At 51.8% G+C, this 12541-nt stretch carries 8 protein-coding genes; 6 read left to right on the top strand and 2 right to left on the bottom strand.

Translation table 11 applies throughout. The features are described from left to right. Positions 1-165 precede the first annotated feature (165 nt). The gene (locus BA1DRAFT_RS23415) at positions 166-333 is read right to left on the bottom strand and encodes a hypothetical protein (protein WP_157297547.1); all 168 of its coding nucleotides are present in this window, start codon (positions 331-333) and stop codon (positions 166-168) included. Positions 334-1053: 720 nt separating this feature from the next. Here BA1DRAFT_RS23415 and BA1DRAFT_RS02505 point away from each other — a divergent pair. The 4 genes from BA1DRAFT_RS02505 (at position 1054) to BA1DRAFT_RS02490 (ending at position 11047) form a co-directional block, all read left to right on the top strand. Next, entirely contained in the window at positions 1054-3174 is a 2121-nt protein-coding gene (locus tag BA1DRAFT_RS02505) for a type I secretion system permease/ATPase (protein WP_036775852.1), read from the top strand. Then, on the top strand, positions 3174-4559 hold the full coding sequence (locus BA1DRAFT_RS02500; RefSeq protein ID WP_152544263.1) for an HlyD family type I secretion periplasmic adaptor subunit: 1386 nt from the start codon (positions 3174-3176) through the stop codon (positions 4557-4559). Before BA1DRAFT_RS02505 ends, BA1DRAFT_RS02500 begins: the two co-directional genes overlap by 1 nt. Then, on the top strand, positions 4559-6748 hold the full coding sequence (locus BA1DRAFT_RS02495; protein WP_036775849.1) for a type I secretion system permease/ATPase: 2190 nt from the start codon (positions 4559-4561) through the stop codon (positions 6746-6748). Before BA1DRAFT_RS02500 ends, BA1DRAFT_RS02495 begins: the two co-directional genes overlap by 1 nt. 66 nt (positions 6749-6814) lie before the next feature. Then, entirely contained in the window at positions 6815-11047 is a 4233-nt protein-coding gene (locus BA1DRAFT_RS02490; RefSeq protein ID WP_235200947.1) for a TcdA/TcdB pore-forming domain-containing protein, read from the top strand. A 192-nt stretch (positions 11048-11239) separates the two neighbouring features. On the opposite strand, the gene BA1DRAFT_RS21170 is transcribed toward BA1DRAFT_RS02490, so the two are convergent. Continuing rightward, positions 11240-11887, bottom strand: coding sequence for a helix-turn-helix domain-containing protein (locus tag BA1DRAFT_RS21170; RefSeq protein WP_051560624.1), 648 nt, complete (start codon positions 11885-11887; stop codon positions 11240-11242). Positions 11888-12038: 151 nt separating this feature from the next. Between BA1DRAFT_RS21170 and BA1DRAFT_RS02480 the strand changes: the two genes are divergently transcribed. Together BA1DRAFT_RS02480 and BA1DRAFT_RS02475 are read left to right on the top strand one after the other, a co-directional pair. After that, a complete protein-coding gene (locus BA1DRAFT_RS02480; protein ID WP_036775847.1) occupies positions 12039-12266 on the top strand; it encodes a helix-turn-helix domain-containing protein in 228 nt (75 codons plus the stop codon). Between the two features lie 39 nt (positions 12267-12305). Next, a partial coding sequence (locus tag BA1DRAFT_RS02475; RefSeq protein ID WP_036775846.1) for a DNA-binding protein occupies positions 12306-12541 on the top strand: 236 nt, incomplete at its 3' end.

Below are 12541 nucleotides of genomic sequence, written 5' to 3'. Positions count from 1 at the left end.
GACAATTATTATTGGGAATGGAAAAAATATGGTGCAGCATTGGTGTTTCCCTGATGCTTTTTCTGGTTAAACAGGATTATTAAAATAATCTCTTTCATTATTCTGTTTTAAGAAAAATCCGGTATAAACAACATGTACTGGATTATCATATCAAGGTTAAATTATTCAATATTCCTGACTAATATCAGTATTACACTTCCGCTTTACAACTGAATAACTAATTGCTAACGCCTTATTCAAAGCCTGAACTAAAACAGTTTTATTCTCATTATTCTCTAACAAACTAAAATAGCTACCGGGTATCGCAATCAGCTCAAGAGAAGTATCAGGCATTACCCGTTTCCAGCCCAACGACGACTCTATGCTCACAGACTCTGGCTTTTCATCCATTACAAAAAAACAGCGGGAGAAGATTCTGATGCAACGTTATGAATGATGCTCGTCTACTTCCAATTTTTGCGTGTGACCAGATCAGCATGCAAATCTGCTGATTCATTACCCAACTGAGTTCTGTTCACTCTCTGGCTGTTTCGACAAGGTAACTGAGGAGGTTGCAAAACAGTTAGTAGTAAAGGGTCATTTATAACCTAAACGAATTTATTAGAAATTTGAAAATGGTCATTCCTGACAGCCATCACCAATATTTCTTTCTTAATTTTCGCTCTCCATAGAAAATAAAAACGGATATGTTTAATATCAATTCAATATATTCAGACACTGAATGCTATAGGCCAGATTAATAACGAGAAATTAGCAACGAGCAATTAACATTTTTTTGACACTAATTTTCCCACAATGAAATAAATAATTCATCTTATGATCCAAAATGAGATATTTTATTTTCATTCCTATTTTTTAATATAATATCAATTAATTAATCGCAACTTTCATTAGCTTTAACTTGCACCCACCTATGGAAATGACATATAGTCGAATTAAAGCCCGTGCTATTAATACAGATTATTATTAATTGACTCTGCAATACATCATCTTGCGGAGAGATTTTTTTTATGCCAATAACGTGAGAACGGTATCACGTGAGGGAAAATTATAATGAATAGGGAAAATATATCCGGCAATGCCGATACATTGCCATCGGCTCTTAACTGCTGCCGATTATTATTACAATTAGCTAAAGGTGAGGCTCAGGAACCACAGCCTTTGCTCTCTCACGGCAAACTGAAACCTGCAATAAAAGAGTACGGTAAGGCACATGATGTTGATCTGGCATTGTGCCGCTTAAAATTCTCCAGATTAACTCCCAAGCTCCTGCCTCTGGCCTTTCGCGACAAACAGGGAGGATTTGTTGTATTAGCTCGCCTTTCCACTGATCAGGCCCTGATCCAATCTCCTCATGCCGTTTCACCCGAAATACTCCCCATCAACGAGCTAGAAGCCAGATGGAGCGGAGAAGTGATCCGGTTAGGGGAAGCTTCCCTCCGGTTCGATGTCTCTTGGTTTATACCTGCGTTTATCCATCATCGCCGCCTCCTCGGCGAGGTGCTGCTTTTTTCCCTGATGCTTCAATTACTTGCCCTAGTCACTCCCCTGTTTTTCCAAGTGGTGATGGACAAGGTGTTGGTGCACAAGGCGTTATCTACCCTGGACGTACTAGTAATCGTGCTGGTGGTGGTTGGGCTGTTCGAAGTGGTGCTCCGGGGACTGCGCGAATATCTTTTTGCCCACACCGCCAACCGCATCGATATCACCTTGGGGATCAAGCTGTTCCAGCACCTACTCGGCCTGCCCCTTCTCTACTTCAAACACCGTCAGGTAGGCGCTATCATCACCCGAGTGCAAGAGCTCGACAACATTCGTGACTTCCTGACCGGCTCCATGCTAACCCTGTGCGTGGACCTAGCCTCCACCTTTGTCTTCTTCGGGGTAATGGCCTGGCTATCGCCGTCCCTAACCTGTGTGGTACTGGCGGTGTTGCCACTCTATTTTCTGCTAGCTTGGCTGAGCTCCAAACCACTGCAACAGCGCATCGAACAACAGTTCCAAACGGCAGCCCTCAATACCTCATTCCTGAACGAGTCCGTCAGCGGCGCTGAAACCATCAAGAGCCTGGCGGTAGAACCCAGGATGCAACGGCGCTGGGAATCCCAGACTGCGAACATGGTCGAAGCCGGTTTCCGCACCCAGACCCTTAATAGTTTTATCAGCCACGGAGTTATGCTGCTACAGAAGACGACCGGCGTCGGGATTATCTGGCTGGGCGCCAACATGGTGATCTCTCTGGAACTCACCATAGGCCAACTGATCGCTTTCAACATGATGGTATCCCACGTCAACCAACCCATCGCCAAACTCATCGACCTGTGGCAACAGTTTGTCCAAACCCGGGTCGCTGTCGATAAGCTCGGCGACATACTCAACCTGCCCGTCGAGCAGGAGCAGGGGAACATCCGTCCTCAACAACCACTCTCTGGCGATCTACAAATACGCAACCTAGTGTTCCGCTACCAGCCCCATCAAGCCCCAGTGTTGCAGGGTGTTACCCTGCATATCAGATCCGGCGAGAACTTAGGCATAGTCGGCCCTTCCGGTTCGGGTAAGAGTACGCTGACCTGCTTATTACAGAAGCTCTACGCTCCGGACGAAGGGGAGATCTTAATCGACGGCATTCCTCTACACCAGCTAGATCCCGGCTACCTGCGCGGCCAGATTGGGGTGGTACTACAGGAGAACTATCTGTTCAACCGTAGCGTGCGCCACAACATAGCACTCAAAGATCCTTCCGCCTCGCTGGAGAAGGTGATGACAGTCGCTAAACTGGCAGGCGCACATGACTTTATCCTGCAACTACCTTTGGGTTATGACACAGTTCTGGCCGAGGCTGGCAGCTCCCTATCGGGAGGACAGCGCCAGCGCATTGCCATCGCCCGAGCGCTAATGGCCGACCCCAAGATATTGATCTTCGACGAGGCGACCAGCGCCCTTGATGACGAATCCCAGGCGCTGATCCAAGCCAACATGGCCGAGATCGCTCTAGGGCGTACCGTCATCATCATTGCCCACCGCCTGTCCACGGTGCGTCACTGCGACCGCATCATTACTTTGGAACAGGGCCTTATCACCGAATCAGGCAACCATCACCAGTTGCTGGCTAAGGGAGGCTGCTATGCCAAGCTGTGGCAGATGCAACAAGAATTACGAAAGGAGACGGCATGATGTCATTCAAGCACCTAAAAACCGTCCTCCGAGCCTGGCGTCAGGAGCGTAACGCCCCCAAAGCGATGAAACGCACCCGCGACGAGTACGAGTTTCAGCCCGGCTATCTGGAGATCGTTGAACGCCCTCCCGCTCCTTGGGCAAGGTGCACAGCGATAGCATTGACCCTATTTCTGCTGGTGGTTCTACTCTGGTCCATTGTCGGTCGCCTAGATATTCATGCCAACGCCACTGGCCGGCTGCTGGTGTCCAGCCACTCTAAGGTGATCCAGTCCCTTGAGCCCGGCGAGATTGTGGCGATTCATGTACGTGACGGACAAAAGGTTAAGGCCGGAGATGTACTGATCAAACTCAACCCCATAGGAGTCGAGGCCGAGCTGAAAGAGCGGCAGGAGCAACTAAACTTCAAGCGGTTGGAGCTGGCCAGACTACAGGCCCTGCTAACCGAAACCCCTACTGAGCATTTCGCCGTACAGGAAAGTATACCGCAGGCACAGGTCGAGCTAGCTAGAGAGCACTTGGTCAGCATCTGGAAAGAGATGGTCGCCAATTTAGAAAGTCTGGACGGAGAGATGAACGTCAACCAAGCGAACCAGAGTGCGCGTAACGCCGATATCACTGAGCTGGAGAAACTACTAACCAATATCAAAGTGCGTCTTGAGGCTCGTCGTACCCTGGCCGCCAACAAGCTACTGCCAAAAGTCGAGCTACTAGAACAGGAGAAGGAGAAACTAGAGATCGAACGCATCCTTTCTCAACAGTACGCCGAGTTGGCCGTCCTCAAGGCGCAATATCAGGTACTAGAGGAGAGCCGGAACCGCTACCTGACCAAGACCCGCCGGGAATACTACGACCAGTTGAACGAAGCTCAAACCGCCGTCGCGGTCATGACACAGCAATTGATAAAGGCCGGCGAAAAACAGCGGTTACAGAGCCTGCGGGCGCCGGTCGACGGCGTGGTGCAACAGTTAGCGATCCACACGCTGGGAGGCGTAGTGCAATCGGCCCAACAGCTAATGGTGATCGTGCCCGATGATACCCCCCTGGAGGCCGAGGTGATGGTGTTGAACAAAGATGTGGGGTTCGTGCACGCGGGCCAGCCGGTGGAGATTAAAGTCGACTCATTTCCCTATACCCGCTATGGCACTATACGGGGTAAGGTCGCCCACGTCTCCAAGGATGCGGTCAAGGATGAACAACTAGGCTTGATATTCCCCGCACAGATCCAGATGGAACGCTCCTCCATCGCAATGGACGAACATGAGGTACCGCTCCAAGCAGGCATGAGTATCACCGCCGAAATCCGCACTGGTGAGCGGCGGGTGATCGACTACCTACTCAGCCCACTGCAACAGTACCAGTCTGAAGCATTGAGGGAACGATAATGTCAACCATCGAATCTATTCTGTCGGAACCGATCATCGTCGACAAATCCAAGGCTGTAACGGATGGCGGCCTACTGGCTCTGGCTCATGCCGCCCGCCATTTCAACTTGGCGGTGGAACCGGAACAACTGAGCCACCGTCTCGGACGCGCCCAAGGGGTTTCGAACAGCCAGGACCTGTGTCGCTGCGCCCAGTGGATCGGCCTGAGGGCACGCCACATCACCACAGATATGAGCCGTCTCAACACTCTGCCTCTTCCTATCCTGCTGGATACGGAACAGGGCTGGCTGGTGCTAGAAAAAGTCGAGGGCGAGTTAGTTACCTTGTATCAGCCAAGCGCGAGCAAGACATGTCGCTATCCCCGGTCCGTCCTCGTTAGCCATTGGCAAGGCGGCGCCGTGCTGCTGGCGGAAGCGACCGAACCGCCGAAACGGCAGAAATTTGGCTTCGGCTGGTTCGTGCCTTCCATCCGTAAGCATGTCAGCCAGTTCAGGAGCGTGATCCTGGTGTCTCTGATGCTACAAGTGATCGCCCTAGTGACTCCCATACTGTTCGAAAACGTGATCGATCGGGTATTGGTCAGCCGTAGTCTATCCAGCCTACAAGTACTAGGAATCGCCATGTTGACCCTAGCTTTGTTCGAGCCCGTTTATGGTTTCCTTCGTTCCTGGCTATTCGCCAACCTCGCCAGCAAGGTCAACTCCGAGCTATCCAGCCGCCTTTATCAGCACCTAACATCCCTGCCTATGAGCTATTTCCAGCAACGTCAAACCGGTGAGATCATCGCCCGGGTGCGCGAGATGAACCAGATCCGTCAATTCCTCACCGGTTCGGCGCTGACTATGGTACTGGATCTGGCCTTTGTTGGCCTGTTTGTAGCCGTGATGTTCCTCTACGCCACCGAGCTAACCTGGCTGGTACTCGGTTCCCTGGCGCTCTACTTCCTGTTCTGGCTATGTATCGGACCCATACTGCGTACCCGGGTATTACGGGAATACGAGTTAGGGGCCGACAACACCGCCTTCCTTACCGAGTCGGTCACCGGCATCGAAACCATCAAAACCAGCGCCACCGAAGCCGGCTTCCTACACCGCTGGGAGCGGCAGCTATCCGCTTTCGTCCGCGCCTCATTCCGCGCCAAAGTGGTAGGGATTCTGGCCGGTCAGGGGATCGACCTAATCCAGAAGCTAACCTCCGCCCTGCTGCTGTGGTGGGGCGTTACTCTGGTCATGGAGGGCAAACTCAGCCCAGGGGAGCTGGTAGCTTTCAACATGCTTTCAGAACACGTGACCCAACCGATTCTGCGTCTGGCCCAGATCTGTCAGGATTTCCAGCACACCCTGATCTCAATGCGCAGGATTGGCGACATTCTTGATGAGGAGGGGGAAAGTGGCAATGGCGGCCTGGCCTCCGTACCCAAGTTACAGGGAGGAGTGAGCTTCAAGGGCGTGCGCTTTCGCTATGACAAGGATGGTCAGGAGGTGTTACGCAACCTCAACATCGAAATTCATCCCGGCGAATTCGTCGGCATCACAGGTCCGTCCGGCTCAGGTAAATCCACCCTGGCCCGGTTGTTGCAGCGCCTCTATGTGCCCCAACACGGCCAAGTGTTGGTGGATGGAATCGATTTGGCGATCGCAGATCCGGCAGCGTTGCGCCGCAACATGAGCATAGTACTGCAAGAAAGCGTGCTGTTTGCCGGCACCATCGCCGAGAACATCCGCTTGTGCCGACCCCAAGCCAGCGATGCGGAGGTGTATGAAGCAGCGACTCTGGCCGGCGCCGATAGTTTTATCAACGCGCTGGACCGAGGCTATGAAACCCAAGTCGGCGAACGTGGCGGCCAGCTTTCCGGTGGGCAACGCCAACGCATCGCCCTGGCCCGAGCGTTGCTGACCAATCCGGGGATACTGCTACTGGATGAGGCCACTAGCGCCCTGGACTACGAGTCGGAAGCAGCGGTGATGGCTAACCTACAGCGCATTGCTCAGGGCCGTACAGTGATCAGCGTCGCCCATCGTCTTAATACCCTGCGCCATGCCCAGCGGATTCTGGTGATCGACCAAGGTCAAGTGGTCGAACAGGGCAGCCACGAGCAACTACTCGCTCTAGACGGACTCTATACCCGGCTGTGGACCTTACAGATGAAAGATTCTCAGCTCGCAAACGACCAACCGTGTCCACCGTAATCCAGCCATTCATGAAGCGTTGTAACCCGTAAATACCAAAGTAGGATTTTCCTAAGGAGAACCATCATGCCTAGTAACAGCTACCAGTCGCTGCTTGCATCTGCGCAGGCGACCTTTAAAGAGATGAAGAGCAAACCGAAGATCCAAATGCTGATCCAAGAGATCAAGAAAGGGTTCCGTGAAAACGGTCGCAAGTGGAGTCCTCAGCTTCTCCAGCAACAGAAAACGCTGGAACAGACGCTAGAGGGCAACGCTTATCGGCGCTACAGTAATGACAGGCCGGTCGGTATCAGTAGCCTCGATAAAAGCGAGCAACAGGCATTTGTCGGTTATATCAAGGCACTGGCGACACGCGCCACGACAGTCGACATCTTGGTACAAGGCAATGAGAAAACAGCTCTGGCTTCGCAAACTGATGACGCCTTGGACAATGCTGAAGCTTTCCGAATGCTGCCCAAGGATTTTGCGCAACGTTATAGCGCCCGCGGCAAGCTTGGTGCGCGGCTGACCATCAACGTTAGCAAGGTGCATTTCAACGTGCTTGCCCGGGCATTGACCCAATTGTTCAATGATGACAATCGCGGCTGGCTGGAACAGGCCAAGATCATGGGGCCGAAAAATCTGGGCAGCCGTACCGACCAAGCCGTTATCTACCTTTCCAGAGCCGGGATCGAGCATGCCCAAACTATCAGTAAAAAGCTTAACGAACTGTTACCGGCGACAGCCTTTGTCGAACACACTCCAACTGGTATGTATCGCGTGGGCAAAGGCATTTCCTACTCTGAAACGGCCGCGGGCGGATCGAGCAGTCATGGTCAGTCCCGAGCACAACTGATTGCGGCAGCAGGTACACAGTCCTTGCTGACCGATATTCCGATCGAGAAGGCCCTGGCGCATACTTTGCAGACGCGCGGATACGATGTACACAACCCGGCGCTGCTCTCACAAGCGCTACGGGATAGTGAACTCAAAGGGAAGCTGGTGCCCATGAATGGCGATTCTGAGCCTCGTCGAGGCAGCGCCGATATCCATCAGTTCGCCGCCGATCCTGTGTTGTTCGCCAAATCCAACATCATCAATGCCGAGACATTGATCAGGTCGGGGAACCTCCCGGCAGAAGGGAACGTCCAGCTAGTGAAAATCGGATCAGGCTTGTACGAGCTCGACTACACCGATCGAAGCGCTAATAATGATGTAGCAACAGAAGGCGCTAACAGCATACCCGCGTATTTTCTCGGCTACGACAGCGCCAACCAAGCCAATGCGTCACCAGCCTACGTAGACATTCCTAAACATGCGATCGCAGGAAGCTTTCTGTTTACCGGAACGCTATCGGGCGGTTCGGTAGTAGTGACCAACCTCGATGCCAATACCTACCGGGTCTACCACGACGGTCGAATCAACAGTTCGCTGCTATACGATAACGTGGTGATGGCAGTGGACTACAAAGATTACCAAGCAGCAGCCACCACCGAAAACCTCGCCGTGGCGTACATGCAGTACGTCAATGACGAATGGCAGCTGGCGCTCCAGCGCCAAGAGTATCGGCAAGACGGCCAGATGCTTCGGCTAAAGTTACGCGACAACGAGGAGCCACTCTCGATTCAAGTCGCAGACAGTCAAGTGATTGAACGCAACCAAACTCAGTTCGTCACTTACCGTGAACAAATTCACCAACGACTAAAAAAAGTAGCTGCCCAATTCGGGGTATCAGTCGAAGGGATCACCGATGGTGTATACACAGAGGGTGAGTTTTCTCCTGATCATCCTGCAATTGCTGCATGGAGCAAACTACGCGCCGAAGTTTACGACAAGATGAACGCTGATACCAAACAGTTGGCAGACAAGCGAGACAAACTTTATGAAGAGCGGCGCACTAGCTCTCGGCACGACCTGATTGACCAACAGATAAAACAGATCAATATCACTCTGGAGTACTACAAAGCGCAATACGATACGATTCTGCGTGAAGCGGGCTTCGTCGAACAAAGCTGGTTATGGCAGCAGATCAAGTCCAAGGACGGCATGGCTGCCGTGGTGCGGATCGACAATACACCCGTCCAGAACAGTGGACCGGAACATACCAGTAGCGTGGGCGAGCGTTATGCGATCGCCGAAACTTACCAACATCGTGTGCACGGCACCGCGTTTACCAATGGTCAGCGCCACTTCCGCGATATCAACATCCCCGGGCTGTACGACAGAATGTCAGCCCTGGAGATGAAGAGCCTGTTTCTCAAAGGCCAGCTCACTCCCGAGCAGCAAGGCGCTTTGAGCGTTCACATCACTGAAACCAGCCAGGCAGAGTATATCGACAAAGTATTGAAGTGGACGGCGGTGTACAGCGAGGACTTTCATCGCATCGGTAGTAGCTTCGACCGTCTGGCGCCACAGGACTTTTACCTGTCGCTGGTCGGCGACAAATCCGGCGGCCGTTGCTATCCCTTGGTCAGAGCGATGGCGGTGGCGCTGGCTAACAGCGGCGAAGCGGGTATCAACAATCTGGTGGAAAAACTCTTTTTGGCTGCCGCCGATCCCCACGCAAGCAGTTCCACACTGCTGAAAAACAGCCTGATCAAACTACACTCCAATAATATTGAAGCCGTACAGGCGTCAACAGCAAAGGGACAGTTTAAATTGTCCGAAGTAGTTTCCCTGCTAAAAGGGGCAACCAAGACCTCAATGTTCGCGCTCAATACCCCAAATCACTCGATGATGGTGGGAAGTACGGTCGGACCCGAAGGACACCGTTACTATTTCTATGACCCAAATGTCGGGATTTTTGCCTTCAACGATGCAGTCAGCTTCTTCCGGGCCATGAAGAATCACTTGGTGGGGCGCAAACTGGCCGCCCACTACGGTTCGCCTGGCGGCGAGTTGACCCCTATCTTCAACCTGGTGGAGATCGATACCGGCAAGATGGCCGAAGTGCCGGTGGGCAACGACCTGAACGTGGCCGACCTGACCCGCCCCGATGAACTAACCACGGTCATAGAGCAACGGCGGCAGGTTGAACAGGCGGTTAACGCCCAAGTACGGATTGCCAAGGACGCTCGGTTGCACACTGCATTGGCGACCCTCGATGCCGAACAGTGGGGAGCAAGGTTCGCCGAGGCTAGTACACAGCTCGCCCAAGAAAACAACCTTGACCAGCGCTGGATGCCAGTGATTAGTAATACCGAAGACCAAGGCGAAGGCCGCTACCGAGTCCAGTTCATCAATCGCGACCAACCCGAGGAGACCCGTTGGGTGAGCAGCGGCGATGCCACCTTTACCGAATTCCGCCGCTTCGTTGATGAACATATGCTCACTCTAAGCCAACATTTCACCTTCGAACATGGCCAGATACGGCCAAAAAACAGTGTCGGCGAGGCAGCTCCAGTTGATGGGCTGAACGCCGGGTTTGCAATACAGACGCTGATCCAATGGTTTGCCGACAAGAACCGCAACGATGCGGCACGTGGGATCGCTTCGCCTGATCTAGCCACTGCGCTCAAGGTCCACAGCTACCTCAACTTTGTCCAGATGGCTCATGGTAGCGTGCAGGATATAGCCAAGGTCACTGCGCTGGTGCGCACGGCGCTGCGCGGTGAAGTGATGGCCGCCGAAACCTCACTCAAGGACTTTACCTCCATCCTGGGGCACACCGTTAACGAAGGCGCAGGGGTGCTGTTTGGAGGCGCTATGGTCGGTCTGGATGCTTATGAGCTGGCCCATGCTGAGAACGATGTGCAGAAGGCCGTATTCGGTACCCAGCTAGCGTTCGACTCAGCCAGCTTCGTCACCGGTACCGCCGGAGTGGGCGCCGGGTTGATGGGCGCTTCGACAGCTGGGGCGGTACTCGGTGGGGCTGGCGTGATCCTTGGCGGGCTGGCGGTAGGCTTTACGGCACTGGCGCAAGCCTTTGGCGCGGTCGCCGAGGATGCCAAGGCAGTAGGCCGTTACTTCAACACGCTCGACGATGCCTACAAAGGCAATGGCTATCGGTATGACAACGAGAAGAAAGTGCTGGTACCCCTGCCCGGGGCTGTGATCAAAACCCTAGATCTGCGCAAGAATCAGATCGACTTCGACAGTCAATATATTTACCGCACCCATTCTGGCTCTACCGGCTCAGGGAGAATCAATTACTTCTTCTGGATCGGCGACTTTCCAAAGATGGTCCATGACCGTAGTCAGGCGATCGAGGTGCGCAGCGGCATTGGTTACAAGGATGCCTCCCGGTGTATTGAACCACAAGTAATGAGAAACAAAAAGAATAGGGAATTGGTCAAAATAAACGGGAATTCACGGGTGTAAATTCAGCGCTGGTGCGGTGTTGAGTGAGTGTGATAAGTTTATTCCTGCCCTAACGGGCAGACTAACTAAGATGAGAAAATTTTTGTGATTGTTGCTTTTGCGCCACTTATTTTAATAAAACCAGGATACGCCCTATCAGCCATTTAAAACATCTTTAAATACGTTTTAAAACATAGGCTACTTTAGCCCATGTTAACCTGCTTTGCTGCTCATCTTGTTGTGGTTTGCCGGGATGTGTTCTTTGTCATTGATAGACTCCAAAAATCTCTGTCGTTGTTCATCAGTTAAAGATGCATACAGTTGAGCAAACGCCAATGAGTGGTTAGACACCCCCAGTTTAGTAGGCAGATCTTCCGGCCAAGGAAATTGCGATTCTTGTTGTTGAGTACTTGTCTGGGGAGGTACTAGTAGTGTGCTAATGCCTTGTCTGAAAACCCTGTCAATAATTGATTCTCTTTCTTCTGGAGTCATTCTTTCTAAAATCTCAGACCATGCCTGCTGTTGTTTTGGCGAAGGAGATGATTGCTCATTACGCTTCGTACATAAAACCGAATCGGTATTTTTAATCGAATTATCTTGTCCTGTTGCTAACCACTCCAATGAGGTGTTACTTGCCTTGGCAAGAACAGCCAATCTGTCAATTGATGGATACGTTGAACCATCTAAATAATTCCTAATTACCCTTTCGGACATGCCGCAACGCTTTGCAAATGAATTGTTCGACTCTCCTTTCATAGCTTCACGTAAACGCTCACCAAAACGGATTATTCGCTCATCTGGAATAATCCGATTCAGTTTATTCTCTTTATCGTCAGTTTTTTCTTTGTAAGAGCCGACCATTGAACTGTTCCCCCTGAAAAAGCTCTATAAAAACCAATTTGCATAAAAAACCGAACTTGGCTTTACATTCGGTTTTTTATGCCTTATATTCATACTCACACCGATAATCAATAGCGATTATCCGCGCCGATAAACCTATAAGGATTTCACAATGCAGACAAGCAAGCAAGCAGATTGGCATCGCGCAGATATCCGCGCGGCATTAGAAAAACGCGGCACAAATCTACGCGCATTGTCTGTCAGCGCTGGTTTGGCTAAGGATACTTTACGTAATGCGCTAGTTCGCCCTTGGCCCAAGGGAGAAAGATTGATTGCCCAGGCAATTGGGGTTGACCCCTCAGTTATCTGGCCGAGTCGCTATAACCATGCAAAAGAATAATTACGGGAGCAATCCTCTTCATTTTGGGAGTGTGAACTGATGGATATTTGGGTTACTGCTAAAGAGTGTATTGGTTTGCCTGGCTTTCCCAGCATGCAACATAACATTCGTGCAAATCTGGATAAGCTGGCAGGCGAGAAGCGTCGCACACGCTCAGGTTCAAAATCATTTGAATACCCGATAAATTGCCTGCCTCCCGTGGCCCGTGCCGCAATACTGAAAAAACAAGGCACGATAGAAATTAACGATCGCCAGTTTGAAATAAAACAACGTCA

Source organism: Photorhabdus aegyptia (assembly GCF_000612035.1).
In the GTDB taxonomy this organism is placed as follows: Bacteria; Pseudomonadota; Gammaproteobacteria; order Enterobacterales; family Enterobacteriaceae; genus Photorhabdus; species Photorhabdus akhurstii.
The sequence above is the reverse complement of the archived record's forward strand: the minus strand, read 5'-3'. Positions and strand labels throughout refer to the sequence as shown.

Excerpts from the sequence above, each read along its gene's own strand:
- BA1DRAFT_RS23415 (WP_157297547.1), bottom strand. The coding sequence starts at position 333 with ATGCCTGATACTTCTCTTGAGCTGATTGCGATACCCGGTAGCTATTTT.
- BA1DRAFT_RS02500 (WP_152544263.1), top strand. The coding sequence starts at position 3,174 with ATGTCATTCAAGCACCTAAAAACCGTCCTCCGAGCCTGGCGTCAGGAG.
- BA1DRAFT_RS02495 (WP_036775849.1), top strand. The coding sequence starts at position 4,559 with ATGTCAACCATCGAATCTATTCTGTCGGAACCGATCATCGTCGACAAA.
- BA1DRAFT_RS02480 (WP_036775847.1), top strand. The coding sequence starts at position 12,039 with ATGCAGACAAGCAAGCAAGCAGATTGGCATCGCGCAGATATCCGCGCG.
- BA1DRAFT_RS21170 (WP_051560624.1), bottom strand. The coding sequence starts at position 11,887 with ATGGTCGGCTCTTACAAAGAAAAAACTGACGATAAAGAGAATAAACTG.
- BA1DRAFT_RS02490 (WP_235200947.1), top strand. The coding sequence starts at position 6,815 with ATGCCTAGTAACAGCTACCAGTCGCTGCTTGCATCTGCGCAGGCGACC.
- BA1DRAFT_RS02505 (WP_036775852.1), top strand. The coding sequence starts at position 1,054 with ATGAATAGGGAAAATATATCCGGCAATGCCGATACATTGCCATCGGCT.